Origin of the sequence: Maricaulis sp. (assembly GCF_030149515.1) — a bacterium.
Taxonomy (GTDB): domain Bacteria; phylum Pseudomonadota; class Alphaproteobacteria; order Caulobacterales; family Maricaulaceae; genus Maricaulis.
The window spans coordinates 11782-38462 of record NZ_JASBRI010000017.1 but is presented as its reverse complement, the minus strand read 5'-3'; the positions used below and the strand labels follow the sequence as shown (position 1 = coordinate 38462).

27 protein-coding genes are annotated in these 26681 nt (G+C 64.3%); 17 read left to right on the top strand and 10 right to left on the bottom strand.

Translation table 11 applies throughout. The annotated features are described in order from the left end of the window. Positions 1-24 precede the first annotated feature (24 nt). The 5 genes from Q1U94_RS07535 (at position 25) to Q1U94_RS07515 (ending at position 6992) form a co-directional block, all read left to right on the top strand. Positions 25-2562: an ATP-binding protein gene (locus Q1U94_RS07535; RefSeq protein ID WP_300543105.1), complete on the top strand. Its 2538-nt coding sequence runs from the start codon at positions 25-27 to the stop codon at positions 2560-2562. Positions 2563-2915: 353 nt separating this feature from the next. Next, positions 2916-3791 (top strand): DUF5694 domain-containing protein, encoded by an 876-nt coding sequence (locus Q1U94_RS07530; RefSeq protein ID WP_300543104.1) that lies wholly within the window; start codon positions 2916-2918, stop codon positions 3789-3791. Positions 3792-4096: 305 nt separating this feature from the next. Beyond that, a complete protein-coding gene (locus tag Q1U94_RS14120; protein WP_366917272.1) occupies positions 4097-4567 on the top strand; it encodes a BLUF domain-containing protein in 471 nt (156 codons plus the stop codon). A gap of 74 nt (positions 4568-4641) precedes the next feature. After that, entirely contained in the window at positions 4642-5940 is a 1299-nt protein-coding gene (locus Q1U94_RS07520; RefSeq protein ID WP_300543101.1) for a hypothetical protein, read from the top strand. 140 nt (positions 5941-6080) lie between these two features. Continuing rightward, entirely contained in the window at positions 6081-6992 is a 912-nt protein-coding gene (locus Q1U94_RS07515; RefSeq protein ID WP_300543100.1) for a helix-turn-helix domain-containing protein, read from the top strand. 5 nt (positions 6993-6997) lie between these two features. Here the strand turns inward: Q1U94_RS07515 and mltF are convergent, their stop codons facing one another. Beyond that, entirely contained in the window at positions 6998-8368 is a 1371-nt protein-coding gene (gene mltF / locus Q1U94_RS07510; RefSeq protein WP_300543099.1) for a membrane-bound lytic murein transglycosylase MltF, read from the bottom strand. Between the two features lie 175 nt (positions 8369-8543). On the opposite strand from mltF, the gene recA reads away from it, so the two are divergent. From recA to sigJ, 5 genes are all read left to right on the top strand, one after another. Beyond that, a complete protein-coding gene (recA, locus tag Q1U94_RS07505; RefSeq protein ID WP_300543097.1) occupies positions 8544-9629 on the top strand; it encodes a recombinase RecA in 1086 nt (361 codons plus the stop codon). A 648-nt stretch (positions 9630-10277) separates the two neighbouring features. Next, positions 10278-12932 carry an alanine--tRNA ligase gene (gene alaS / locus Q1U94_RS07500; protein ID WP_300543096.1) on the top strand — a complete coding sequence of 885 codons (2655 nt, stop codon included), beginning with the start codon at positions 10278-10280 and terminating at the stop codon, positions 12930-12932. Further along, positions 12932-13381, top strand: coding sequence for a nuclear transport factor 2 family protein (locus Q1U94_RS07495; protein ID WP_300543095.1), 450 nt, complete (start codon positions 12932-12934; stop codon positions 13379-13381). The genes alaS and Q1U94_RS07495 overlap by 1 nt, the downstream gene beginning before the upstream one ends. 66 nt (positions 13382-13447) lie before the next feature. Further along, on the top strand, positions 13448-14374 hold the full coding sequence (locus Q1U94_RS07490; protein WP_300543094.1) for a hypothetical protein: 927 nt from the start codon (positions 13448-13450) through the stop codon (positions 14372-14374). Continuing rightward, positions 14371-15252, top strand: a complete 882-nt coding sequence (gene sigJ / locus Q1U94_RS07485; RefSeq protein ID WP_300543092.1) for an RNA polymerase sigma factor SigJ — start codon at positions 14371-14373, stop codon at positions 15250-15252. The genes Q1U94_RS07490 and sigJ overlap by 4 nt, the downstream gene beginning before the upstream one ends. Here sigJ and Q1U94_RS07480 read toward each other — a convergent pair. From Q1U94_RS07480 to Q1U94_RS07465, 4 genes are all read right to left on the bottom strand, one after another. Beyond that, complete coding sequence (locus tag Q1U94_RS07480) at positions 15249-15641, bottom strand: hypothetical protein (RefSeq protein WP_300543091.1); 393 nt, start codon at positions 15639-15641, stop codon at positions 15249-15251. The genes sigJ and Q1U94_RS07480 overlap by 4 nt on opposite strands. A gap of 46 nt (positions 15642-15687) precedes the next feature. Next, positions 15688-16077, bottom strand: a complete 390-nt coding sequence (locus Q1U94_RS07475) for a hypothetical protein (RefSeq protein ID WP_300543090.1) — start codon at positions 16075-16077, stop codon at positions 15688-15690. A 171-nt stretch (positions 16078-16248) separates the two neighbouring features. After that, entirely contained in the window at positions 16249-16671 is a 423-nt protein-coding gene (locus Q1U94_RS07470) for a hypothetical protein (RefSeq protein WP_300543089.1), read from the bottom strand. A 141-nt stretch (positions 16672-16812) separates the two neighbouring features. After that, complete coding sequence (locus Q1U94_RS07465; RefSeq protein ID WP_300543088.1) at positions 16813-18033, bottom strand: NADP-dependent isocitrate dehydrogenase; 1221 nt, start codon at positions 18031-18033, stop codon at positions 16813-16815. A 109-nt stretch (positions 18034-18142) separates the two neighbouring features. Between Q1U94_RS07465 and Q1U94_RS07460 the strand changes: the two genes are divergently transcribed. Further along, a complete protein-coding gene (locus Q1U94_RS07460) occupies positions 18143-18892 on the top strand; it encodes an RNA methyltransferase (RefSeq protein ID WP_300543086.1) in 750 nt (249 codons plus the stop codon). A 40-nt stretch (positions 18893-18932) separates the two neighbouring features. Here the strand turns inward: Q1U94_RS07460 and Q1U94_RS07455 are convergent, their stop codons facing one another. Then, on the bottom strand, positions 18933-19880 hold the full coding sequence (locus Q1U94_RS07455) for a class I SAM-dependent methyltransferase (RefSeq protein WP_300543085.1): 948 nt from the start codon (positions 19878-19880) through the stop codon (positions 18933-18935). Positions 19881-20085: 205 nt separating this feature from the next. On the opposite strand from Q1U94_RS07455, the gene rpsD reads away from it, so the two are divergent. Continuing rightward, a complete protein-coding gene (rpsD, locus tag Q1U94_RS07450) occupies positions 20086-20703 on the top strand; it encodes a 30S ribosomal protein S4 (RefSeq protein WP_300543084.1) in 618 nt (205 codons plus the stop codon). Between the two features lie 75 nt (positions 20704-20778). Here the strand turns inward: rpsD and Q1U94_RS07445 are convergent, their stop codons facing one another. Further along, positions 20779-21987 (bottom strand): potassium/proton antiporter, encoded by a 1209-nt coding sequence (locus tag Q1U94_RS07445; protein ID WP_300543083.1) that lies wholly within the window; start codon positions 21985-21987, stop codon positions 20779-20781. A 233-nt stretch (positions 21988-22220) separates the two neighbouring features. On the opposite strand from Q1U94_RS07445, the gene Q1U94_RS07440 reads away from it, so the two are divergent. Further along, positions 22221-22742, top strand: coding sequence for a hypothetical protein (locus Q1U94_RS07440; RefSeq protein WP_300543082.1), 522 nt, complete (start codon positions 22221-22223; stop codon positions 22740-22742). A gap of 63 nt (positions 22743-22805) precedes the next feature. On the opposite strand, the gene grxD is transcribed toward Q1U94_RS07440, so the two are convergent. The 3 genes from grxD to Q1U94_RS07425 are packed head-to-tail and all read right to left on the bottom strand — an operon-like array spanning position 22806 to position 24230. Beyond that, a complete protein-coding gene (gene grxD, locus Q1U94_RS07435) occupies positions 22806-23135 on the bottom strand; it encodes a Grx4 family monothiol glutaredoxin (RefSeq protein ID WP_300543081.1) in 330 nt (109 codons plus the stop codon). A 32-nt stretch (positions 23136-23167) separates the two neighbouring features. Then, complete coding sequence (locus tag Q1U94_RS07430; RefSeq protein WP_300543080.1) at positions 23168-23992, bottom strand: aldo/keto reductase; 825 nt, start codon at positions 23990-23992, stop codon at positions 23168-23170. Between the two features lies 1 nt (position 23993). Beyond that, complete coding sequence (locus Q1U94_RS07425; RefSeq protein ID WP_300543079.1) at positions 23994-24230, bottom strand: BolA/IbaG family iron-sulfur metabolism protein; 237 nt, start codon at positions 24228-24230, stop codon at positions 23994-23996. Positions 24231-24350: 120 nt separating this feature from the next. Between Q1U94_RS07425 and Q1U94_RS07420 the strand changes: the two genes are divergently transcribed. The 4 genes from Q1U94_RS07420 to Q1U94_RS07405 all read left to right on the top strand — a co-directional run bounded on the left by Q1U94_RS07420 (position 24351) and on the right by Q1U94_RS07405 (position 26656). Beyond that, positions 24351-24857: a YHS domain-containing (seleno)protein gene (locus tag Q1U94_RS07420; RefSeq protein WP_300543078.1), complete on the top strand. Its 507-nt coding sequence runs from the start codon at positions 24351-24353 to the stop codon at positions 24855-24857. Positions 24858-24945: 88 nt separating this feature from the next. Continuing rightward, positions 24946-25890: a M20/M25/M40 family metallo-hydrolase gene (locus Q1U94_RS07415; protein ID WP_300543077.1), complete on the top strand. Its 945-nt coding sequence runs from the start codon at positions 24946-24948 to the stop codon at positions 25888-25890. Between the two features lie 86 nt (positions 25891-25976). Beyond that, positions 25977-26447 (top strand): hypothetical protein, encoded by a 471-nt coding sequence (locus Q1U94_RS07410; RefSeq protein WP_300543076.1) that lies wholly within the window; start codon positions 25977-25979, stop codon positions 26445-26447. After that, a complete protein-coding gene (locus Q1U94_RS07405; RefSeq protein ID WP_300543075.1) occupies positions 26444-26656 on the top strand; it encodes a helix-turn-helix transcriptional regulator in 213 nt (70 codons plus the stop codon). Before Q1U94_RS07410 ends, Q1U94_RS07405 begins: the two co-directional genes overlap by 4 nt. Positions 26657-26681: the final 25 nt, after the last annotated feature.

Here is a 26681-nt window from a genome sequence, read left to right as displayed (position 1 = left end):
TCTGATTCGCGCCGGAGCAAAGACATGGCCGAAACCGCCGCCCCCGATCCCAAATCCCGGAAAAGTCTCTGGTCCCGGCCGATCAGCAAAGTGGCCTTCTGGGTCTGCGGCGCGATTGCCATTGTCGCCTTCGGGGCTGCGGTCGTGGCTGCCGGCGAGGATGGCTGGCAGGGTTTCGTCTACCTGTCCGGCCTGGCGGCCATCGGATTTCTGGTCCTCTACGCCATCGCGGCCGGGGAGACGGCCGGCCGGAACCTGCGCCGCAAGATAGACCGCAACCGCGCGCCGACGCCTGCGCAGCTGGGCTTCCAGGCCATGGAGGGGTTTCCCGAACCGGTCCTGATCACCGACCGGCGCGGTGCGCCGCGCTGGGGCAACAAGGCCTATCACGCCCTGGCCAAGCGTGCGGGCGGCTTCGGCCAGAGCTTCGGCCTGCCCACGATCGACCGCATCTGGGCCGGGTCCGGTGGCGGCGACGGAGTCGTCTACCGGCTGGCCCGCGCAGCTGCGCGCGGCGACGGGGCGTGCGAATTGCTGCCCCCGCTCGATCTCGGCGAGGGAGAGATCCAGCGCTTCCATCTCGAGGCCAGTTCCCAGCCCGGCGAACTGATTCTCTGGCGGCTGGTGGCGGCAGGCGAGCGCGATGCCGGCTCCGCCCTGACCCTGGCCGACTGGTGCCTGCACGCGCCGGTCGCCCTGTTCTCGCTGCGCGCCAATGGCGAGATTGCCAACGGCAATGCCACGCTGCGCGACTGGCTGGGCCTGGCCGAGGGCGCGTCTTTCCCGCCCCTGAAGGACGTGTTGACCGGGGACGGAGCCAAGGCCGTCATTCTGAGCCGCGGCGGTGAAGGCGTGGCTCGCATCGATGCGCGCATGAGGGCGCGCGACGGGATCGAGAGCCCGGTGGCCCTGGTCGTCGAGTGGACACCGGGCGATAGCGGCATGGCCCGTGTCGTGATGTACGGCCTGTCGGCCACCGGCGCGCCGCCGGGCGTGACCCAGGCCATGGCCGGTGCCCAGGACCGGCCGGCCGGGCGGACCATGGAAGACATGTTCGCCAACGCGCCCTTCGGCGTGGTGCGCCTCGACGGGGCAGATCCGGAAACCGCGATCATCGAGGACGTGAACCCGGCCCTGGTCCAGTTATCCGGCGGCCAGGCGATCCCGGGCATCAAGTTCTGCGACCTGTTCAACTGGGACGACGGCCGCTCGCCCGACGACGCGTTTGCTGCGGCCATGGCCGGCAGCGGCGATCCGGCCGAGGCCCAGCTCGCTTCCGACGACAAGCCGACCTATGTCCACCTCGCCTTCGCGCCGGCGCGCGGCGGCAAGCGTGTCGCCTATGTGATCGATGTGACGGCCTGGAAGGAGATGGAGCGGCAATTCTCCCAGTCCAACAAGATGCAGGCCGTTGGCCAGCTCGCCGGCGGGGTCGCTCACGATTTCAACAATCTGCTCACCGCCGTCCGGCTCAATTGCGACGAACTGCTCAACCGTCATCCGGTGGGCGATCCGGACTATTCCGAGCTCCAGTCCATCAACCAGACCGTGGCCCGCGCCGCCGGTCTCGTGCGCAAACTGCTGGCCTTCTCGCGAAAGCAGACCTTCCGCATGGAGACGCTGGATATCGGCGATCTGCTGTCCGACGTTTCGGTCCTCCTGCGCCAGATTGTCGAGGAGACCGTGCGCCTGGACATCGTGCACGGCCGGGACCTGCCCATGATCAAGGCCGACAAGGGCCAGCTGGAAACCGCCATCATCAATCTCGCCGCCAATGCGCGCGATGCCATGCGCGACCAGGGCGGCGGTTCACTGACCGTGAAGACATCGAAGGTCTCTTCCGAAACCGTCCGCAATGCCGGCGCTCCCAATCCGCGCGAAGGCGACTGGCTGGCCATTGCTGTCACCGACGAGGGCCACGGCATGGACGCGGCCACGCTGGAAAAGATATTCGAACCCTTTTTCACCACCAAGGAGGCCGGCAAGGGTACCGGGCTGGGCCTGGCCACCGTCTACGGCATCGTCAAACAGTCCGGCGGCTTCCTCTTCGCCGAGAGCGAGGTCGGCAAGGGTACGACTTTCACCATCTATCTGCCGGGCCACACCCCCACCGCCGAAGAGTCGGTGGAGCTGGAACAGGCCGAAGTCGCCAGAACCGTCGAAAAGGCCCCCGAAGACCTTTCCGGCCGCGGCCGCATTCTCCTGGTCGAGGACGAGGACGCCGTGCGCGCCATTGCCGCCAAGACCCTCGCCAAGCGCGGCTACGACGTTGTCGAGGCCTGCGACGGCGAGGAGGCCTATGAAATCCTGGAAGATGACGAGGAGGGGTTCGACCTGCTGATCTCCGATGTGGTGATGCCGGGACTGGACGGGCCGGGGCTCCTGGAGAAGGCGCGCGACATGCTGGAGGGCACCCGTGTGGTCTTCATCTCCGGCTATGCCGCCGAACAGTTCTCCGACACCCTCTCGCGCGAGCAGGGCGTGAGCTTCCTGCCCAAGCCCTTCACGCTGACGCAGCTGGCGGAGAGGGTGAAGGAGGAGCTGGGGGAGCGAGGGGAGTAGGTTCCGGAACTCGATGCCGAGTTGATCGCGGAGGGAGTCGCGACGGTTCTCCTGGCCTCTGCGGTGCCTTTTGTTCTCTGGTTCGGCCACCTGAATTGCAAGAACAAGGACGGCACGTCCAAGGGGATTGGCTGACCAGAAAGATGGGGACACAAACCCATTGCCGGACAATTGCCTAACGAGCCGAGCCGCCATCCTCCCCTTCTCCCCGGCCGGGAGAAGGGGAGAAAAAACGGAAAACGCCCCCGATCCCGTGCGCAAAATCGTTTCCGGGTTCCACGGCCTCGCCGGGGCCTGCATCCATAACCCTGCCGTCGCGCATCTCATCCGCGAAGACGCAAATGGGGACAAGGATGATCCGCACAGCTCTCGTCGCAGCCCTGGCTGCTATCGGCCCGCTCGCCCTGTCGCCGGCGGCGCCGGCCCAGACCCCGCCGCGGCCCGAACCGGTCGCCGAAATCCTCATCCTGGGGACGTATCATTTCGCCAATCCGGGCCGCGACCGGTACAACGCTCAGGCCGACGACATGCTCTCGCCGCGGCGCCAGGCCGAGATCGAGGCCCTGGCCGACCGTCTGGCCGAATTCCGGCCGACCATCGTGGCCGTCGAAGCCGATCCGGGCTCGGATATCAACGAGCGCTATGCAGACTGGAGGGCGGGCGAGGCGGAGCTGACGGTCAATGAACGCCAGCAGATCGGTTTCCGCCTGGCCGGCATGATGGATCTCGACAGCGTCGCCCCTGTCGATGCGAGCCATCGTTTCATGGCCTATGAAGACCTACTCCTGGCCTACCGGGAACTGGCCGGCGGCGGGCCCGACCCGCATCTCGCCGAGGTCGAGGCGGCGTCGGATGCGCTCGGACGCGGTTTCACGGCCGAGACCGAGGCCCGGCAGGCGGCTCATACCGTCGGCGAAGTGCTGGCCTGGATGAATACGGATGCGGCGCTGGACGCCAATCACGACTTCTACCTGGCCTATTCCATCCGCCGCTGGGGAGCCGACGGGAATGCCGGCGGCGCCCATACCGTCGGCAACTGGTACACGCGCAATATCCTCATCTTCCAGAATATCCTCAAACAGGTCGAAGACCGCCAGGGCGACCGCGTTCTGGTCGTCGTCGGGCAGGGCCATGCGGCCATCCTGCGTCACCTGGCCGACCAGTCCCCCTGGGTCACGCTTGTCAATCCGCTGGACTACCTGCCCGAGGTGCCGGACGCGCCGGAATAGCGGTCAAAGCCGAGCAGGTTGAGCGCGCGCGGCAGGGACCGGCATGCCGCGAGCGAACACGATTGTTATGAAGCCTCCCTGTGAGACTGGGCCCTGTTTTGGCGCATCGGTGCGCGTGCCATCGGCACCTGCAGGCAAGGTCTTTAGATATTACAAAAGCAAGCTCTATCAATGTACATAAATGACGTCGGTATAAAGAATTCTGGATAGTGCAATTATGTAATATATTTACGAATATAGAGCACGATACATCGCCTCAATGATCAAAATTTGGTGCAAGTAAAGTTTTGAAACTGAGGTAAGCAATGAGCGTTAATATAAAGGAAATAATTTATACAAGTGAGTTGTGTTCAAGACTTTCTTTGCGTAATATCCCGAATATTCTTGCCTCCATACATGAAGTCGGGCGTCGTAATAATTTCAGAGATAGAATCACCAGTGTCTTGTTGTGCGAGGCCCGGCGCTTCGTCCAAGTAATCGAGGGGCCCGAGATTGAGGTGGATAATCTCATGGAGAGGCTCTACTGCAACGAGCACCACCAGGATATTCGAGTGGTTTCCGAGGGGTGGAATTGGTGCAGAGGGTTTTCTGGACATCCCCTGACGATCCTCAATCCGTGGGGTGAGGTGCTCGGGGTCAACAAACTCGACGAAAGCAATAATGCCGTAGCCGATGCGGTGAGGCGCCGGATACTGCATCGGCTCCGCGAACAGATCGGCAGGCCGTGTCCGAACTCGTCGGGTCCCGAGCGTCTCATTCAAAAGGCTCGCGCCTAAGTCACCAATTGGGGCGTATTCGGTGGGCGAGCGGGTAGTCGATCAGCCAGCAAGTGCCCCAAGCAGGCAGATAGATGGGAAATGTGATGTATCCAGGTCAACTTCCCTGCGATCCGGTGAGGCTGCGCCGGCTTGTCTCGTCGCGTGAGCAAGTCGATGCGACCCATTACCATCTGCTCAATCTGGACGCGCTGGCCAGGCTCTACGGCGACGAGTGGCCGCGCAGGAAGCGCCGGATATTCGATACTTGCGAGATGTTCCTGTCCAAGCGCGTCGGGACGAACGGACTGGTAGTTTCGCTTGCCGACGGATTTCTTGTTTTCCTCGACCCGGACATGGGCGGCGATATCGAGCTGCAGCGTCAACGTATACAGACCGAGCTGTCGGAGTTCTTTCTCGGTTCGTCCGAATTCGACACCGTCCAGATTTCCAGCCGGAACGTCCAGCTGGCGGCAACCGATCTGCTTGGGAGAGACGGGAGCGGGCTGGTTGAAGACGCTGCGCCGCGCGAGACTCCGATCCAGACACAGCAGGCGGCCAGCGTGCCCGGCTTGCCGTACTTTTCGCTGGTCTACAGGCCTTTCTGGGCGGCCGCGTCGAGCTGCATAGCAGCATGTTTGGCCGAGCCGGTATCCACGGCAAGACGCCATGGCGTGCGGACCTATCATCGTGTGCTGCAAGGCGATGTGTCGACTTCCACCGTTCATGAGTTCGACAGCGCGGTCCTCGCACGAGTACTTTGCTCCATCGAGGCCGATCTTTCGCCAACAGCCTGTCCCGTTATCGTACCCGTCCACTTCTCTACATTGGTGACGCCCAGGCATCGCCAGCCCTATCTCGCCGATCTCATGCAGTTGCCGGCCGGGACGCTCTCGAATGTGTATCTGAGGATTGTCGGAGCGCCGGCCGACGCGCCGTCCCGAAGTTTTACAGAGGTGACGCGGCTGGCCCGGGCATGTTGCCCACGCGTGCTGTTCGATGTTGATCTGCAGAGCTTGCGTTTGGAGCGTTTCGCGGATGCACGGCTGGACGGCTTTCTCTTTCCGTCCCCCGGTCCGATGCCCGGAAGCGACTGGTTGCGCCGCTACGGTCTGGTGAAGGGGTATCTCCGGATGCGGGGCATCAAGCTGGGCATGCTGGATTGTCATACAACCCGTCTGCTGCGGCACATGGTCGATTCACAGGTGTCCTTCGCCGCCGGAGATGTGTTCGGGCAGCCCACGGGGACGATTCCCCGGATGCGCCTGCACGATCCGTTTTCGGGAGCGCTGAGGGAACCAGGACCCCAGCCGGTGCGTTCCGATTGCAGAGGCGCTCTGTGCCGAAAGCCGCTGCTGTCCGGTTTTTCGACAGAAGACATGCCTCATGGATAAAAGGCGCCGGGAAACTTCCTCTTGCCTTGAAACGATTTTCTTCATCACCGACACAGGGGCGAAAAGTCCGGGAAGGTGTGAGTGTGAGGATTGCTTACTACAATAAAACAACAACTAACGTTGATGATACGATCCAGTACATGAATGAGATCCTGGGGCTGGACCGCGTTACGATTGTGCCCGTTACGGGAGCGTACAATTGCGAGCGGAAGGGCTTCCAGGTGCTGGACGAGAGGGGGGCGCCGCGTCTCGCCTGTGCGCGTGTTAAGCAATCCGCCTGCCTCATTTCAGCCTATTCCCGGGACCCCGCATTGTTGCTGTCGATTCCGGTTCGCGGCCGGCCGGTTAAGGCGATCAGCCATGTGACTCCCTGCGGGGGAGCGGTGGGTGCCGTGGAGGACGAGTGTATTGCCCACGTGCCGGACGGGGCGGACTACCTCGTGTTTGCCCTCATGGGGCAATCCGTCGGACAGGTGCTGTCCTCGGTCAACGTGACGCGTGAGCCGTATGAGCAGCTTATCCGTGTCTACAACTGGGCCCGCAAGGATCATCTCACCGACGCCGTCTATGCATTGTGGGACAGCATGGAAGGGTCCGAGGGGGGCTCATGGGACCACGGCAAAATATCGGATCTGAATGAACTTTCTCACCGGCTGGTGCGGATCGAGGACGCAGTCAAGCAGGACATCCAGAAATTCATTCGCGGTGAATCCACCTGTTCGGCCGAACCCGACCAGCTTGTGCTGTCGCGCGCGGCAACTGTCTTTTCGACCGTCCGGCACAGGTCCTTATCCAAGGAGGAGCTCGTCTCGCTCGTCGGAACATCGGCAAAACGGATCGAGTTCGCCGTCGGACGGCATCTCGGTATGAGCCCGAAGCAATGGCATCTCATGCAGCGGCTCGGCTATGTGAGATCGGCACTCAAACGTGCCAATCCATATTCGACAAAGGTAGCGGATATCGCGCCGTACTTCGGATTCAGGCACCACGGGCGCTTCTCTCAGATATATCGCCGTGTCTTCAACGAGTATCCCTCGACGGCCCTCAAATAGTTCTTCTAAAGCCCCTGTGCGTCCAGCAGGGTGCGGTATTCGCGGATCTTTTCGACATAGCGCACCGGTTCGTGTCCGCGGGCATAGCCATAGCGCAGGGTTTGGTAATAGGCCGGGTCCGAGAGCAGGGGCAGGGTGGCGGCAAGATCGTTCCAGGCATTCTTGTCGCGGCCCAGCCGCTCCGCCAGTGCGCGGGCATCGTACATGTGGCCCATGCCGACATTATAGGCCGCCAGGGCGAACCAGATCCGGTCCTCGCCGGTCACCTCTTCCGGTACGCGTTCATAGAGTTCGGCGAGATAGGCCGTGCCGCCCTCGATGCTCTGATAGGGGTCTGTGCGGTCTTCGATCCCCACGCGTTCGGCCGTCGAAAGGGTGAGCATCATCAGGCCGCGCACGCCCGTCGCACTGACGGCGTCGGGGTCCCAGTGGGATTCCTGGTAGGCCTGCGCGGCCAGCAATTCCCAGTCGAACGGGACGGTCTCGGCGGCCCGTTCGAAGGCCGGACGGTAGTCGGGCAAGCGCTCCTGGACCCGCCGGACGAAGTACGCAACATCGACATAGTCGAATTCGCCGAAACGTCCGAACCAGCGTTCGTCCAGCTCCGCCAGCAGCCCGTCGCCGTGCGCCTGTGCAAACCAGTCCGCCAAAGCCGCGTCCAGGCCTTCGATCCCGGCATTGAGCGCCCAGGCAAGCGGGCGTTCTTCGGTCAGTTCCATCGCCACGTCCAGTTCGGGATACCGCCGCCGGGCGAAGTCGGCGAGATGGGAATCGGACACCGTGCAGTCGAAGGTGCCGCGATCGACACCGGCCAGCAGCGGCATGGCCGAACCCGCCGTGCGCGCACTCCAGCGCAATTCGGGATGGTCGGCGGCCAGGCTTTCCAGCGTCTCCTCGTAACTGGACCCGGCCAGGATCCGGATCGATGTCCCCGGCAGGTCCTCGAACCGTGTCGGGGCACGCCCCCCGCGGCGGCAGATCAGCTCTTCCGTGACCGCCTTGTAGGCCGGACCGAAAGTCACCCGGTCTCGCCGTGCAGGCGTCACCGTCAGATTGGCCGCGGCCAGGTGACCCTCACCGCGCTCCAGACTGTCTAGCAGACCGTCGATGTCCCGGCGTGTCTCGAAGCGTACATCCAGGCCCAGGTAACCGGCAAAGGCGCGGGCAAGGTCGACCTCGTATCCGGCCGGCTCGCCATTCTCGACCGTGTAGGTTGTCGGCCCCTCCAGGGTCAGCACTACCAGCGCCCCGCGTGTCCGGATATCTGCCATCGAGGCGTCGTCCAGACCGGTTTGCGGCGGCCCGCAGCCCGCAAGCGCTGCGGCCGTTGCAGCAAGGGCAAGCCCCTGTATCAGGCGGCGGCTGAAATGTCCCATGGGACCGAAGTCTAGTTGGTTTTCGGGCTGGATCAATCACTCGCCGGGGTGCCGGAATCGGGCTTTGTTCCGTTTTGTTAACCATAAGATGTTCCGCTTGTGTTCCCGGAACAAAACTGGTACGCCTGACCTCGGTTGCCCGCATCCCGGGGGCGTGAAATAAGGGAAGAAGGCTATGAGCAAGGGCGCGATTCGACTCGTGAAGGACGACAAGAACACCGACAAGCAGAAGGCCATCGAGGCCGCGTTGAGCCAGATCGACAAGGCGTTCGGCAAGGGCTCGGTGATGAAGCTCGGCCAGCGTCCGAATGTGGATATCGAATCAATATCCACGGGCTCTCTGGGGCTGGACATTGCCCTGGGTATCGGCGGCCTGCCGAAGGGGCGGATTGTCGAGATCTACGGTCCGGAGAGCTCGGGCAAGACGACGCTGGCCCTGCACACCGTGGCCGAAGCGCAGAAGGCCGGCGGGGTCGCTGCCTTCGTCGATGCCGAGCACGCACTCGACCCGGTCTATGCCGGCAAGCTGGGCGTGGATGTGGGTGAACTTCTGGTCTCCCAGCCCGATGCCGGCGAGCAGGCACTCGAGATTGCCGACACGCTGGTGCGCTCCGGCGCGATCGATGTGCTGGTGATCGACTCGGTGGCCGCGCTCACCCCGCGCGCCGAACTCGAGGGCGAGATGGGCGATTCGCTGCCCGGCCTGCAGGCCCGCCTGATGAGCCAGGCGTTGCGCAAGCTGACCGGCTCGATCTCCAAATCGAACTGCCTGGTGATCTTCATCAACCAGATCCGCATGAAGATCGGTGTGATGTTCGGGTCTCCGGAAACCACGACCGGCGGCAATGCGCTGAAATTCTATTCCTCCGTCCGCCTGGATATCCGTCGTATCGGCGCGATCAAGAATCGCGACGAGGTGATCGGCAACCAGACGCGGGTCAAGGTCGTGAAGAACAAGGTCGCCCCGCCCTTCCGAGAGGTCGAGTTCGACATTCTCTACGGCGAGGGCATTTCCAAGATGGGCGAGCTGATCGATCTCGGCGTCAAGGGCGATGTGATCGAGAAATCGGGATCCTGGTACTCCTACAATTCCGAGCGCATCGGACAGGGCCGGGAAAATGCCCGCCAGTTCCTGCTCGACAATCCGGATATCTCCGCGGAGATCGAAAGGAAGGTCCGCGCCAATGCCGGCCTGATTGCCGAGGAAATGCTCACCGGCCCGGATTCCGGAGAAGACGAGGCCGCCGCTAGCGCGGGCTGATTCTGCGGGATGTGAAGCCGGACAAATCCGAAAACGAAACGCCCTTTCTGCACACCGGGAGGGGTGTTTCCTTCGCGGCTTCAGGCTGCGGTTTCAGGCCATGGCAGGCGGTTGGCCACCCATACGGTTCCGGCGCTCTGCGACCGTGCCATCCCGGTCATTCCGGCCTTCGCCGGGACGAGCCCGCGGGACGGCCGGGCCTGTTCTCCACCAACGCCCTTCTACCGGAAGCGCGGCACGCCCTGTCCAGGACGCTCCGGCCGAGGACCCGGGCGAAGCGGACATGCAGGAGATCCCGGTTCCGCGGCCGGGCGATGCGCGGAGAAGGGTAAGCAGAAGAACACGCTCCCCCGGACCCCGTTGCGGGCCATGCGAAGGCGGCATGGCGTCATCGCTGCGGAACCGTCGCTCCCGGTGAGCCCGTTCCCCCCTCGGCCGGGCCCGGCGCAAGGCCGGGGAAAACGGGGCGTGGAAAGGCGGGGGAGGACCACGCCGGGTTCGCCGTCCTGTCACCCAATCACAGCTCTCCCCTGACGCCGCGCTTGGCCAGCGCGGTGCAGGTTTTTATATGTCTCCTGATGACAACATGTGTGGCATGGGCGACAAGTCCCGTCCCGCACGACCAGCAACTCGACGGACGCAAATTCCATGGCCAGCCTGCGCGACATCCGTGCCACCTTTCTCGACTACTTCGCCGGTCACGAGCACGAAGTGGTGCAGTCGGCCCCGCTGGTGCCGCAGGACGATCCGACCCTGCTGTTCGTGAATGCGGGCATGGTGCCGTTCAAGAATGTCTTCACCGGCAAGGAAACGCGCGCCATTCCGCGCGCGACGACATCGCAGAAATGCGTGCGCGCCGGCGGCAAACACAACGATCTCGACAATGTGGGCTATACGGCCCGCCACCACACCTTCTTCGAAATGCTGGGGAATTTCTCCTTCGGCGACTATTTCAAGGAAAAGGCGATCCACCATGCCTGGGAGCTGGTCACCCGGGAATTCGCCCTGCCCAAGGACAAGCTCCTGGTCACGGTCTTCTCGGAGGACGAGGAGGCGCGGGCGCTCTGGCGCAAGATCGCCGGCCTGCCGGACGAGAAGATCATCGGCATCGCGACCTCCGATAATTTCTGGTCCATGGGCGATACCGGTCCGTGCGGCCCGTGTTCGGAAATATTCTTCGATCACGGCCCGGAGATACCCGGCGGCCCGCCCGGTTCGCCGGACGAGGACGGCGACCGTTTCATCGAGATCTGGAATCTCGTCTTCATGCAGTTCGAACAGATCGACGCGGACACGCGCATCGATCTGCCCAAACCCTCCATCGATACCGGCATGGGGCTGGAGCGCATCGCTGCCATACTTCAGGGCAAGCACAATAATTACGATGTCGACCTGTTCGCCAACCTGATCCGGGCCGGTGAGGACGTGCTGGGGGTCAAGGCGGAAGGCGATGCCCTGGCCAGCCACCGCGTGATCGCCGACCATCTGCGTTCGACCTGTTTCATGATGGCCGACGGCGTTTCGCCCTCGAATGAGGGCCGGGGCTATGTCCTGCGCCGGATCATGCGCCGCGCCATGCGCCATGCGCACCTTCTGGGCGCCGACGAACCGGTGATGTGGAAACTCGTTCCCGCCCTCAAGGCCGAGATGGGCGATGCCTATCCTGAACTGGGCCGGGCCCAGGCCCTGCTGGAAGATACGCTCAAGGTCGAGGAGGAGCGTTTCCAGCGCACGCTCGGCCGCGGGCTGGCACTGCTGGAAGACGCCACGGAAGGCCTGGGCGAGGGCGGTGTACTGCCCGGCGCGACCGCGTTCAAACTCTACGACACCTACGGATTTCCGCTCGACCTCACCCAGGATGCGCTGCGCGCCAAGGGCATGACGGTCGATGAAGCCGGTTTCGACAAGGCCATGAACAAGCAGCGCGCCGATGCCCGCGCCAGCAAGTTCTCCTCCGGCGATGTGGCGCCCGAAGCCGTCTGGTTCGGCGTTCGCGGCAAGGCCGGCGCATCGGAGTTTCTCGGCTATGACGGTACGCACGGCGAGGGCAAGCTCCTCGCCATTGTCGCCGGCGGTGCCGAGGCCAAGGCGCTGGGCGAGGGCCAGAGCGGCGAACTCGTCTTCGACCGGACACCCTTCTATGGCGAAAGCGGCGGCCAGTGCGGCGATAACGGCCTGATCGCGTTTGCCGACGGCGCGGTCTTCCGCGTCGAGGACACCCAGAAGCGCGCCGGCGACCTGCATGCCCATATCGGTGTGATGGAAAAGGGCGAGGTGACGCTGGGCGACCAGGCCAGGCTCGTGGTCGATGCGCCGCGCCGCACGGCTACCAAGTCCAATCACTCGGCGACGCACCTGGTTCACGCGGCCCTGCGCGACGTGCTGGGGCCGCATGTGACCCAGAAGGGGTCTTATGTCGGTCCGGACCGGCTGCGCTTCGACTTCAGTCACAACAAGGCCGTCACGGCCGCCGAAATCGCCGCCATCGAGACGCAGGTCAATGCGGTGATCCGCCAGAATGCCGCCGTCTCGACGCGCGAGATGAGCCCCGACGCGGCGATCGAGGCCGGCGCGCTGGCCCTGTTCGGCGAAAAATATGGAGACAAGGTCCGCGTGCTCACGATGGGCCGGGCGCTGGACGAGGCTGACAAGCCCTATTCGGTCGAACTGTGCGGGGGCACCCATGTCGCGCGCACGGGCGATATCGGCCTGTTCAAGATCGTATCGGAAACGTCGGTCTCCTCCGGCGTGCGCCGGATCGAGGCACTCACCGGCGAGACGGCGCGCCGCCATGTCGAGGAACAGATCGGCTATGCCCGCGCGGCGGCGGATGCCCTGAAAGTAACCACGGCCGATCTTCCCGCTCGCGTGACTGCCCTGCTGGACGAGCGCAAGAAGCTCGAACGCCAGCTGGCCGAAGCCAAGAAACAGCTCGCCATGGGCGGCGGCAATGGCGCGGCCCCGGCCGGACCGGAAGAGGTGAACGGCATCAAATTCATCGGCCGCGTCGTCGAAGGCGTGGGCGGCAAGGATTTGCGCGGCCTGATCGATGAGGCCAAGGCCCAGATGGGCTCCGGCGTTGCCGCCTTCATCGGTGTCAATGACGGCAAGGCCGCCCTGGCGGTTGGCGTGACCGACGATCTCAAGGACCAGCTCAGCGCTGTGTCGCTCGTTCAGGCCGGTTCGGCTGCCGTGGGCGGCAAGGGCGGTGGCGGGCGTCCCGATTTTGCCCAGGCCGGCGGTCCGGACGGCTCGAAGGCGGGAGCCGGCCTCGACGCCATCCGCGCCGCCCTCGCCGGTTGATGCCGCGCAAGGCGAAGCCAGCGGGATCCGGCGTCCAGATTGTCGGTGACAAGAATGCCGGACGCGCTGTCGCGGCAGCGCGCCAGGCGTTCAACGCGGCACTGGAAACACGCACGCTGGGCGCGGTCGAGGCCGTCCTGACCGAGGATGCGCTACTCGTGCCGGGCGACGAGGCCCAGCTGATCCGGGGCCGGGCGGCCCAGCTGGAAGCCTGGCAGTCGATTTTCACCCAGATGCCGGATGTGGCCTATGTGCGCGCACCGGCTCGCATCGAAATCGGCGAGGACGGCCAGCTGGCCGCCGAGACCGGACGCTGGCACGGCGCCTGGTCGACGGACGGGATGTCGATCCGCTATTCCGGCCGCTATTTCGCGAAATGGCGTTTCGATGGCCTCGACTGGCGGATCGAGGCCGAGACATTTGTCACACTGAAGCGCTCGGCTGAATAAACTGCGTCGACCCTGTCACAATCCGGTAGGCCGGCACGTCTGGTCCCTGAAGCAAGGGAGTTCCAGATGTTCCAACGCAGTCTTCTTTATCTCGGCGCCATCTTCTATCTGGCCAATGGCCTGGCCATGCTGGCGGGGCCGCAATCCTGGTTCGGCACGACACCGGGTGTCAGCGCCACCGGCGGCTATAATTTCCACTTCATCGTCGATATCGGCTTTGCCTTTCTGGTCTCCGGCGGTCTGGTCGGCTTCGGCGTGTGGGCACGCCAGCGTGCGCTGGTCGCCGCCGGTTTGGCCTGGCCGGTGCTGCATGCGCTGTTTCACCTGATCGCCCTGGCAATTCACGGTGCAGCGTCGCCGGCGATCTGGGCGACGGAGCTGGGCGGCGTGATCGCCCCTGCCGCAATCCTGACCGGCCTGGCCGTACGCGCCCCGCTAGACGGGCTGGGTGCGGGCATGGGCGGCCTGGTCCATAACGCCCTGCGAAAGTTCGAACGCCAGTGGACCTACGACGCCACCTATCAGCACCGCCTTGTCGATCTCGCGCCGGACGCCGTGCCGTTCCTGGCGGCACTGCAAAGGCTGGGCGGATTGCAGACCGGCACGCCGCGGCCGCTCTTGCACGGGGCGTCCCTGGCCGCCGCACTCCACGAGGACTGCGGTCCCTGTGCGCAGATCACCATCGACAGGATTCTCGCCGACGGGGCCGATCCGGACCGGCTTCGAGCCCTTGTCCGGCGGGATTTCGATGCGGCCGATGCGGTCTCCGTGCAGGGTTTTCGTTACGTGGAGGCCGTGCTCGCCGGCGATCCGGCTGCGGTCGAGCAGTGCGAGGTATTGCTGGACCGGTTCGGGGAAAGCGGGCTGGCAGCGCTGTCGCTGGCCGTTGTCGTCTCGCGAACCTATCCGACGCTCAAGAAGCTGATGGGCTATGGCGCGGCCTGCCAGACGCTTGACGTAGCCGGTCAAAGCGAAACAGTCGTGGCCACATGACGTCCGCTGCCTCCGATCTGCCGGTCTTTCAGGCCGAACGCCCGCGTCTTCTGGCCATCGCCTATCGTATGCTCGGTGAGCGCATGGTGGCAGAGGATGTGGTGCAGGAGGTCTGGTTGCGCTGGGACGGCGCGGACAGGACACAGATCGACAATCCCCAGGCCTGGCTGACATCTGCCACGACCCGCCTGGCGATCGACGCGCTGCGCAAGGCAAGGGTGCGCCGGGAGACCTATTCCGGTCCCTGGCTGCCCGAGCCCTGGCTGGAGGACCCCTCCGCAAATTTCGCCGAACGGGTGGAGACCGCCCAGCAGGCGGAGCTCGCCCTCCTGTGGGCCATGGAGGCCCTGACGCCCGACGAACGGGCCGCATTCATCCTGCACGACGCCTTCGACACGGGATACGCCGGGATTGCCGCGATACTGGACAAGAGCGAGCCGGCCTGCCGGCAGCTGGTCACGCGTGCCCGGCGCAAGACGCGCGACAGTGCGGCCCGGCCAGGCTCGGCGCCGGACAGCATCATGACCCTGCTGGCACGGATCATGACGGCCTACGCCAAGGGCGACCTGGCAGCAATCGCGGCGCTCCTGGCCGAGGATGTGCTGGCGATCAGCGATGGCGGCGGCAAGGTTCGCGCGGCGCTGCGCCCGCTGATGGGCACGGCGGAAACGGCGCAGGTGATGCACGCGCTGGCCACACGCAAGCCGCCGAGCCGCCCGCCGGATGTCTTGTGGATCAACGGGTGTCCTGCAATCGGGATTCTGGAGGGCGGGGCCGAGGATTTCATCATGACGGTGACGCCGGCCCGCAGCGATTCTGGCCGGATCGGCTGGATCTACGTGATGCGCAATCCCGAAAAACTGCCCAGGCGCGCCTAGGCGCCAGCCTTTTCGCGTTCGGAGACCGCCTTCTCCTCATTGCCCACTTGGGGCCGGGACATCGCAAACCGGCCCGACCAGCCGCCGGTCCGCCAGATACCTTCGATCAGGTCACCGGTGGCGTTGACCTGTCCGGTGTAGGTGACCGAATGGGTGACGCCGCCTGTCCCGTCATAGGTCTTGGTCAGCAGGACATAATCATCCTGGCGGGTTCCGCTGAGATGGGCGAAGAGCCTGTCGGTGAAGGGCATGCCGTTCGTGTTGGGCTCATCCACCCGGCCGGAAATGCTTCCGTCGCGCTCGTCGATATTGGCGATGAACGATACCGGTGGCTGATCGACCGGATATGCGTATTCGCCGAACCAGACGCCTGTCAGATCGTCATGCATGCTTCGCCCCTCGCAAGGGGAGTCCTCTCGTGTGACAGCGCGTGCGTCAACCCTCCAGCCAGGCGCGTGCCTCGGTTTCGCCCGGAAAGGCGCGAAGCTCGGCGCGGGAATGCGGTGTGTAGCTCATGGCGTGAAGCTGGATAATGGCCATGTGTTCAGGGCGTTCGAACACCATGGCGACCTTGATCTCGGCATCGCCGTCGACCTCGGCCCGGCGGGTTTGCATGTAGGCCTGGAACTGCCGCAAGGCGTCGAAGTCCAGATCTCCCAGCCTGGCGTCATGCCGGATGATGACCAGCATGTCGTATTCAGGCGAGTAGTCGGGACGGGAGAGAAGCGCGTTGAAATTCTGGCTCAGCGTCTCCGCCGAGACGTGACCGCCAATGCGCCAGTCGATCAGCCGACCGCCGGTGTCGATCTTGAAGTCACTGCCCAAAGCCGCACCCCTGACAACGCTGGACAAAAGATATGTCGCTTCGGGGCCAGGAAAAAGGGCGAAACGTGCCGGAGCCGCCCATTTTCACACGCTCGCGAAGGGGGGAGAGGGCCGGCCGGCCATCGCCGGACGGTTTTCACGCGACCTGGTCGAGGGCGTTTTCGGCCGGGGCTATACCGCGTTCCGGCTCTGTCCGGAAACGGAGTTGCGCGCGGCGCTCAGCCAGTCCCTTGCCAGATCTTCGAACTCAAAGAGCCGCTCTTCGGTCAATTGCCGTTGTGGAGCCGTGCGCTGCCAGAAGGCGATGATGCCGTGAGACAGCGGATCGTTGCACACGATGGCGCTGCGGCGATTGTGCGATGGTGGGGGCACGTCGCGTTCGAGCATGCGCTGCGCCAGTTCGCCCGTCATTTCCGGCGACATGTCACCAAGCCTGACATGCTCCAGTACGGACAGATAGTCATAGCTTTCGGACCAGCCGGGATGCTGCCGTGCAGCGGAATAGCCGTCGAGCACGCCCTCTACGGATATCTGACCCGACAGGCGGTAGACGCACAGGCTGTTCTGCGGCTCGAACTCAAACCTGAAGTTCACGCTCTTCTACCTCCAAGGGCCCGACAATAGATCGCCGGCGCGTGAAGGCTCAAGTAAATTCCCGGCACGGACCGGAAGCCCATGAAAAAGGGCGCGAGCCCTGCGGTTCGCGCCCCTTGTTCACAGAGAATTTGTGCAGGTTCAGGCTGACGCCATCGCCTTCTGGAAATTCTCGTCGACCTTGTCGAGGAAGCCTTCCGTGGACAGCCAGCCCTGCTGGTCGCCGACCAGGAGCGCCAGGTCCTTGGTCATGTAGCCGGCTTCGACCGTCTTGATGATGGTTTCTTCCAGCGTCTTGGCGAACTTCATCAGCTCGTCATTGCCATCCATGCGGCCGCGATGCGTCAGGCCCTGGGTCCAGGCGAAGATCGAGGCGATGGAATTGGTCGAGGTCTGCTCACCGCGCTGATGCTGGCGGTAGTGGCGGGTGACGGTGCCATGGGCCGCTTCCGCTTCCACCGTCTTGCCGTCGGGGCTCATCAGCACCGAGGTCATCAGGCCCAGCGAGCCGAAGCCCTGGGCCACGGTGTCGGACTGCACGTCGCCGTCGTAATTCTTGCAGGCCCAGACGAAGCCGCCGGACCATTTCATCGCCGCCGCGACCATGTCGTCGATCAGGCGGTGTTCGTAGGAAATGCCCTTGGCCTGGAAGGCGTCCTTGAATTCGCTGTCATAGATCTCCTGGAACAGGTCCTTGAAGCGGCCATCATAGGCCTTGAGGATCGTGTTCTTGGTGGAGAGATAGACCGGCCAGCCGCGCTGCAGGCCGTAATTGAACGAGGCGCGGGCGAAGTCGCGGATCGACTCGTCGAGATTGTACATGCCCATCGCCACGCCGGCGGAGGGGAAGTTGAAGATCTCGTATTCGACCGGTTCGCCACCGTCTTCCGGCGTGAAGGTCATGGTCAGCCGGCCCTTGCCGGGGACGAGGAAATCGGTGGCGCGATACTGGTCGCCGAAGGCATGACGGCCGATCACCATCGGCTGCTGCCAGCCCGGGACCAGGCGCGGAATGTTGGAGATCACGATGGGCTCGCGGAAGACCACGCCGCCGAGGATGTTGCGGATCGTGCCGTTGGGCGAGCGCCACATCTTCTTCAGGCCGAATTCTTCCACACGGGCTTCGTCCGGCGTGATCGTGGCGCATTTCACGCCCACACCGTATTTCTTGATCGCATTGGCGGCGTCGACCGTGATCTGGTCATCGGTCTCGTCCCGCTTCTGGATCGAGAGGTCGTAATATTCCAGATCAATGTCGAGATAGGGCAGGATCAGCTTGTCCTTGATCATCTGCCAGATGATGCGGGTCATCTCGTCGCCGTCGAGCTCGACGACCGGTGTATCGACTTTGATCTTCGCCATGGGTGTTCTGCTTTCTTTTCGGACGTACGGAAGTCGCGCTAGGACAGCGCATTCAGGAAATTCGCGCGCTCTCTAGCATCGGCGCGCCGCAAGGTGAAGGCCCGGTCCCATGACCCCAAACCCCGGTACGCCGGCATTCATACTCCACACCCCCCAGCTGGGCGAGAATATCGGTGCGGCGGCGCGGGTGATGGGAAATTTCGGCTTGCCGGAGCTGATCGTGCTCGATCCGCGCGACGGCTGGCCGAACGACAAGGCTGTCACGATGGCGGCCGGTTCGCCGGTGCTGGACCGGGCCCGTGTGGAATACCGCCTGGGCGATGCCACGCACGACCTCAATCGCATCTATGCCACCACGGCCCGGCCGCGCGGCATGGAAAAACCGGTGCTTACGGCGCGGGAGGCCGTTGCCGAGATGCGCGCAGCGATCGCGGCGGGCGAACGGGTGGGCGTGATGTTCGGGGGCGAGAAGTCGGGCCTGCCCAACGAGGCCGTCACCATGGCAGACGCCATCATCACCCTGCCGGTCGACCGCAGTTTCTCCTCGCTGAACCTTGCCCAGGCCGTCGCCGTCATCGCCTACGAATGGAAGGCGGACGAGGCCCTGCCACCGGAATTCGAACCCGTCGCCGGCGTCGCGCGGCGCGAGGACCTGGAAGGCATGTTCGAGCATTTCGAGTATGAGCTCGAGCGTGCGGGCTATTTCTATCCGCCGTCGAAAACGCCGCTGATGGTGCAGAACCTGCGCAACGCCTTCATTCGCGGCCGATGGACCGAGCAGGAGGTGCGCACCTTCCGCGGAGCGGTCAAGGCGCTGGCCCTGGGCCGGGGCAAGGCACGGGTGGTGCGGGAGGACTGATCGCGCGCCGACCCCGTGACATGGAGGCGGCGTCATCCGGTCACGGCTCTGGCGCGCCCTGCTTCCGTCCGCTCAGCCACCAGCCGAACTGCCGGTTGCGACGCATAACGGGCTCGACCGGGGACAGGACAACGCCCAGCCCGGTGAACAGGCGCGCCATCGCCGCCATGTCGCTCTCGCTGCGGGCGGCCGCGGCCAGCGCGTCGAGGCGGGCGGCATAGTCGGCAATACGGTCTCGAATGCCGTTCGCCCGGGCGAGAGCCTCGTCCGGTGTCAGGGTCTTGCGCTCCCGCCACAGCGCGTCGAGCCGGGCCAACCCGTCGACGGCCGTGTCCGTGGCCGGCAGGGCCGCGATACTGTCGCGAGCGGCGCGGTGACGGTCGGTTGCCTGCTGGGCGAGCTGCAGATAGTCGGCACGCCCCGCCAGGCCTTCGCGCCCGGTTTGCGCTTCGATACCCAACAGGGCCCTGATGGTCTCGACGATCCCGTCGGGCGCGACGAAGGCGCGGGCGCGCACGGCCCGCCGGGCCGTATCGGCCAGAATGGCGCCTTCGCGGGCGTGTACGAGCAGGCCGAGACCGCCGCCGGGGCGCAGGACCCGCACCGCCTCCCGTGCGGCCGGGCCGGTGTCTGCGTATTCGAAACCGAATTGCGACATCACCCCGTCAAAGCCGGTGTCCTGGAAGGGCAGGGCGGCGAGGTCGACCCCGGGATACAGGCTCACACCGTCGATTTCGGGAAGCCGGTCGGCGATATCGACCCCGGTCACGGCAAGGTCCGCCGGGTGCTGCCGGGCCAGCCGGCTCACCGAACCAGCCCCGCAGGCCAGATCCAGCAGCTGCGCCCCGGGCGGCAGGCTGTTGAACCAGGGCGACCAGAGGTCTGCGAAGTCGACGGTTTCGCCGCCTATGGCGACGGACTCGCCGACCCCGTCCTGCCAATGCCGGCCCCACAGACCGGATGCAGCGGAGAGGGATTGCGTTGACATGGGGTGTCGATAAGGGCTGGAACGGCGGTGTCAATTCCCGGTATGCGCAAGCGGGCATTGACAATCCCGTCCACACAGGTAGAAACCCCGCTTCCCTCGCCGGGCCAGCCCCGGATCGTTTCACCTGACGGGACGATGCGTGAACCGCCGTTTTGATCGCGTGCCGTGAGGGAGGGCGCGCCGGGCCGCATCGAATAGAGAGAAGATGTCGAAGCGTCATTCGCAGAAATACAAGATTGACCGCCGCATGGGTGAAAACCTGTGGGGCCGTCCGAAGTCTCCGGTCAATGCCCGCTCCTACGGCCCCGGCCAGCACGGCCAGCGCCGCAAGGGCAAGCTGTCGGATTTCGGCCTGCAGCTGCGCGCCAAGCAGAAGCTGAAGGGCTATTACGGCAATATTACCGAGAAGCAGTTCCGCCGCACCTATGACGAAGCGGCCCGCCGCAAGGGCGCGACCACGGAAAACCTTGTCGGCCTGCTGGAATCGCGACTGGACGCGATCGTCTATCGCGCCAAGTTCGTGCCGACCGTGTTTGCCGCACGCCAGTTCGTCAATCACGGCCACGTCAAGGTCAACGGCTCCAAGGTCAACATCCCGTCCTACCGCTGCAAGCCGGGCGATGTGATCGAAGTGCGCGACCGCTCGCGGTCCATGGCGCTGGTGCTGGAAGCCCTGGAAAGCCCGGAACGCGATATTCCGGATTATATCGACCTGGATCCGAAGGCCATGAAGGCGACCTTCGTGCGCATGCCGGAATTCTCCGAAGTGCCGTACCCGGTTCAGATGGAACCGAACCTCGTCATCGAATTCTACTCCTCGTAAGAGGACGGAAATCGATCTGAAAAGGGCCGCTCCGGATATCCGGGGCGGCCTTTTTCGTGGCGGCGGCCGGGGGTGTCAGCGGTCTGTCGGGGGCTCGCCGGTTTCCCGGTCCAGGCCCAGCCAGCGCGCCAGCGCCGAGGCGGTCAGCCCGTGAAACAGCAGGGAAATCACCACGATCACGAACACCAGATTGAAGAAGGATGGGGTGATCGGGCCGGGGCTGATGACCGGAAAGATCGACAGGAAGATGGGCACCGATCCGCGCATCCCCATCCAGGCGATATAACCCTGTTCACGCAGGGGCAGGCGGCAGGGCATCAGACAGGCAGCGACCGCGGCCGGCCGGGCGACCAGGAACAGGATCGCGGCAAGGGTCAAACCGGCCAGGGCGAGTTCGGGCAGCGCACTCGGCGTCACCAGCAGCCCCAGCAGAACGAACAGGCAAATCTGGGCAATCCAGGACAGGCCGTCATGGAACTGGATCGTCCGGGTCGGCGGGACCGGGGCATGATTGGCGACAACGAGCCCGAAGAGGTAGACGGCAAGGAAGCCCGATCCGCCAATGACGCCGGTGCCCGAAAACGCCATCAGTCCGATGGACAGGATAAAGGGCGAGGCCAGGCCCGACGGCAGCCGGACCCGGTTTTTCAGGGTCGATGCGGCCCAGCCCGCTGCCAGGCCGATCAGTGCGCCCAGGCCCAGTTGCTGCAGGAGAAGCGGCAGTGTGTCGGCCAGGCTGACCCAGGTGAGCGCGGCGCCCGTATCGACGATTTCGACCATGGTGATCGTCAGGAAGATGGCCATCGGGTCGTTGATCCCCGACTCGACCAGCAATGTCTGGCGAGGTCGCCGGTCCAGCACGATGCCGCCGCTTCGCAGGGACATGAAGGTCGCGGCTGCGTCGGTGGAACTGACGACCGCGCCGAAAAGCAGGCCTTCGGCGAGCGGGGCACCGAGAACAAGGCTGTAGCCGACGCCCACGACCAGAGCCGTAACGATCACGCCGGGGCCGGCCAGCAGCGCGGCGGGCAGGGCCGCGGCGCGTACGTCCCGGAACCGGGTGTCGAGCCCGCCCGACAAAAGGATCAGGGCCAGACAGACCGAGCCGATGGAATGGGTCAGCGAAAAGCCCTCGAACAGGATCCCGCCGGGCCCGTCTTCGCCCAGCAGCATGCCGATCACGAGAAACACAAACAGAATGGGCGCCCGAAACCGTGTCGAAAGCGGAATGAGCAGGATGCTCGAGGCAATGATGAGCGAGACGAAGAAAAGGTATTGAGTCATGGAATACCCATCATTCTAGCCATCGTCGCGATGGTTTCGAAAGCTCTGTGTGTGGTGCCCGGTGACGTGGCAGAGGCGCCCGGTCATGGAGCGTTCGTGCGATGTCCACTCGCCTGTCACGAGTCCGTGGTTGATCGAATGTGAATATCGGCTTCGATGCGTGGTCCGCTCCGGCCCCGGGGCAAGACCTCGGCCGGTCGCGGAGTGTATTGGGGCTGTAAACGGGGGTAGGCGTGAAAGCTGTTTGGGGTGCTTTCGCCGGGGTGGCCATCATGATGTCCGCCTGTTCGACCACACAAACCGCGCAGACGCAGGACGGCGCGCGATCCGGACTGATGGCGGCGCTGCCGCCGATGCCGTCCGTTCCGTCACTGCCGACGATCCGGATTTCCGACATGCGCGTGCCGGGCACGGGCCGTCAGGCGCCCGAAGTCGATCCGTCGCTGGAGCCGGTGATCTACTGGCGCGTGATCCCGGACGACATCCTGATCGTTCATGCCGACTCGAACGGGTGTACCGCACGCTCCGACTTCATCGTGAATGTCGAGCAGTATCACGAGGACATCTACACGGTCCGCCTGGAGCGTCATTTTCCGGACCGGTGCAGCGGGGATATGCCCTGGGGTGTGCAGCTGGGCTTCGGTTTCGAGGAACTGGGCGTGCCCGTGGGCGGCCAGGTCGTGGTCCTCAATCCGCTCGATCAACGCCCCTGGGACTGGTACGAACAACGCACCCAGATCGCCTCGCGGCGATAGTGCGGGCGCGCCGAGGTCCGAAGGCCGGGGCGGGCATACGGGCCGAAGCCCGTATTGCTTGATCTATGCTGCCTCGATCAGGCCCTGGTCGCGCAGATAGGTCTGCATCTCGCCGGTCTCGAACATTTCCTTGACAATATCGCAGCCGCCCACGAATTCGCCCTTTATGTAGAGCTGGGGAATGGTCGGCCAGTTCGAGTACTCCTTGATTCCCTGACGAATCCCGTCGTCTTCGAGCACATTGACGCTCTCGAAATCGACCTGGAGGTGGTCCAGCACGCGGGCGACCACGGAGGAAAAGCCGCATTGCGGGAAGACGGGCGTGCCCTTCATGAAGAGGACGACGTCATTATTCTCGATCGTGGACTTGATGACGTCCTGGGCGGTGGCCATGGGGTAACTCCTGCTTGGGTCCGGCCTTAGAGCTAGGAAGCCGTACCGGCACGTTCAAGCGCGGCAAGGCGGGCATTGGCGGCCAGGTTGGTGTGGCGTGTCGTCAGACAGACTAGCGCATCGGCGGGGGCATTTTCGAGCGCCCATTTCAGGGCCTCCGGTGCCGCGCGAGCGCCGTCGCCCGGAACGGTACGGGTCAGGCGCTGTTTCACGCTGCGGACCGCATACCACAGATCGCTGCGCGAACGCGGCCAGTCCAGGCGGCGCGGGGCGCCGGCCATGACCTCGATCCCGATCACCGTATGGCCGCTTTCGCGGGCGCGCCGGAGCCGGGCGAGGGCCGTGTTGTCCAGCCCGGAATTCACGGGCGCCATGATGGCATCGAACACGCCGAGCGAGATCGCGTGATCCAGCTCCGGCCCGCGTCCGCACACACCGATATGGCGCAGCAATCCGCGTGCCTTGAAGGCTTCGAGCCGGCGGATCAGCCGGTCGTCCATCTCTTCCCGGGCGGGGCCGTGCAACAGCAGCAGGTCGATCCGGTTGCATTTCAGCCGGTCCAGGGATGCCTTGAAGGACATCTCGATCGCGCCGGGCGAGAAGTCGCGCCGGCGGCCGGCATGAATGCCTGCCTTGGTCGCCACGAAGACCCTGTCGCGCGGAAACCCGCGCAACGCTTCGCCAAGCCGGCGTTCCGCCTCGCCATTGCCATAGGCCGGGCCGGTGTCGAAAAAGGTCATGCCCAGACCGACCGCGCGACGGATGAGGGTGTGCGTTTCGCGTCGGGGCAGGCCCCAGCCCGCATGCGGGCCGGTGACCCCGAAGCCGAGACGGGAAAGGGCCTTGTCGCCGATCACCTCAGGCGTCCGGTACGCGTGTTTCCAGGGCGAGTGCGTGCAGTTCGCCACCCATCTTCTCGCCCAGTGCCGCATAGACCATCTGGTGCTGTTTCACGCGCAGCTTGCCGCGAAAGCTCTCGGCCGTGACGACGGCCTTCCAGTGGTCATTGTCGCCGGCGAGATCCTCCATCTCGACCTCGGCATCGGGAATGCCGGCCTTGATCAGGGCGATAATGTCCTCGGCAGGCATGGGCATGACGGCTCTCCGGTCGCTGACGTGCCCGTGAGCGGGCGTGTTGAAACGTGGCTTTCACCCGGCATGGGGCTGACACATATAGGGGTCAGGCTAATCGTCACCGCCGCCCGGGAAAAGACCATGAGCCTCCTCCTGGCTGTCAAAACCACACTTCGCCTTGCCCTGGGGCTGGTCAATCTCGGTGTGCTCTTCGTTTTCCTTGCGGCCGCCGCCCGGGCCGGCGAGCAGTATGTCGACCGCGAAGGCCGTCCGGTCGGCGGGCATGACGTGATCACCTATCACACCGAGGACAGCCCGCGGATGGCGCACGCGGATATAACCGCGGACTATAATGGCCTCACCTGGCACTTTGTCAGCGAGGACAATCGCGACCTCTTCCTGGCCGATCCCCGGCGCTATGTGCCGGCCTATGACGGTCACTGCGCCTATGCCATGGCGAACGGGAACAAGGTGCGGTCCGATCAGCTGGCCTACCGGGCCGTCAATGGCGTGCTCTACATGAATTTCAACCGGAATATCCAGGAACGCTGGGACCGCGACATCCCGGGGTATCTGGAACGGTCCGAAGCCAACTGGCCGGACCTGGAAGACGAACCGGCCGCAAGCCCCCGGGGCTGGTTCTTCTAGCCTGCTGAAAGCTACGGAAATTTCAGTGGGGTTGTCGCGACCGCCATGGCAAGCTCCCCCGGAATTCACGACTTGTCCGGGGGAGCACATGCGTTCCGTTCTGTTTTCTGCAGCGATGTCCATTTCCATCTTCGCCCAGGCCGGTTTGGCCCAGGGCGAGCCGGCACTCGATCGGGCGCAACTGCTCGAGGATCTGCGTATGCTCGCCGCCGACGAGATGCAGGGCCGGGAGGCGGGATCGCCGGGCGGTGCGCTTGCCCGGGCCTATATCATCGAGCGGCTGGAGGAGATCGGTGTTCCGCCCATCGGTGAAAGCTATGAGCACAGCTTCACTTTCACGACCCGCGAGGATCCGGAGAAGACCGTTACCGGCTTCAATATCGTCGGCCGGATCGAGGGCGTGTCCGACAGTGACCGGGCGATGGTGGTCACCGCACATTACGATCATGAAGGCATGCGCGGCGACGAGATCTGGAACGGTGCCGACGACAATGCGTCCGGCGTGGCGGGCGTATTGGCCATTGCCGCCGATTTCATTGCGAATCCGCCGGAGCACGATGTGATCCTTGCGCTTCTCGATGCCGAGGAGAAAGGGCTGCAGGGCGCCCGCACCTTTGTCGCCGAGCCGCCCGTGCCGCAGGAGACGATCGCCTTCAACCTCAATCTCGACATGATCGCCATGTCCGAGGAGGGGATACTCTGGGCCGTCGGGACCTATCACTACCCCTTCCTGGTGCCGCTTGTGGAGGAGGTCGCCGCCCGCGCCGGAGTGTCCATGCCCATGGGCTTCGACGAGCCGAGCGAGGATCCCAGCGCCGACTGGACGTACGCCACCGACAGCGGCGCTTTTCACCGTGCCGGCATTCCCTTCATCTATCTCGGCGTCGACTATCATCCCCACTATCACCAGCCCAGCGACACCTATGAGAACATGACGCTGGACTTCTTCCAGGATGCGTCCGCCGCGGTTGTTGATTTCGCGCGGGAAGCGGATGAAAGGCTGGACGCAATCGGCGAGGCGGCGGGACGGTAGGGTTTGAAACCTTTACCGCCCTTGTTGACACCTACGGGTATCATGTGAAACCTTCAGGTATCAAAATGGTGCCTGGAGGTATACCCATGTCCTTTCTCAATCCGTCCTCTAGGGCCGAGGCGAGCGACAGCCTGGCCATCCTGACCGGTGCTGGAACCGCTCTGGCCGGACTGATCTATGCGGCCAAGGTTGTCGAAGTCTATGCGGGCGGCGCGATGGCCACATGGCTGGACAATGCCCAGCTGGCCGGCGGTATCGCCGTGCTCGCCGTGTTCCTGCCGCTCTTCTATTATCTCAAGACCCGTTTCGGCGGCACGGCCGTGAATCCCTGGAAAGGGGATGATTTCTTCGGAGCTGTCCTGAGGCGGGCCGCGATGACCGCCTTCTGCGCTGTCATGCTGGGCATGATCGTGTTGACGACACTGGACACGCTCCTGCTCTCGCGGGTATCGGCGGAAACCCTCGTCGACGGACTGATCGCATTCGCCCTGTTCGTGTTCTCTGTGAGCTTTTTCGTGCTCGGTCGGAGCCCGGGCGATGGGGGCGCCGTGGAATGAGTGCCCCGCTTGCAAACCGGATCCGCGTCTTGCGCGCCGAGCGGAATATCAGCCAGAGCGAACTGGCGGCGGCGATCGATGTGTCCCGCAAGACGATCTCGACGGTCGAGGTCGGACGCTTTGTCCCGTCCACCGTGATTGCCCTGAAGCTGGCCCGATATTTCGGCGTGCCCGTCGAGGAGATTTTCACCCTCGCGGAGGACGGCTGATCCCGTCGGGGGAAGGGATGACACG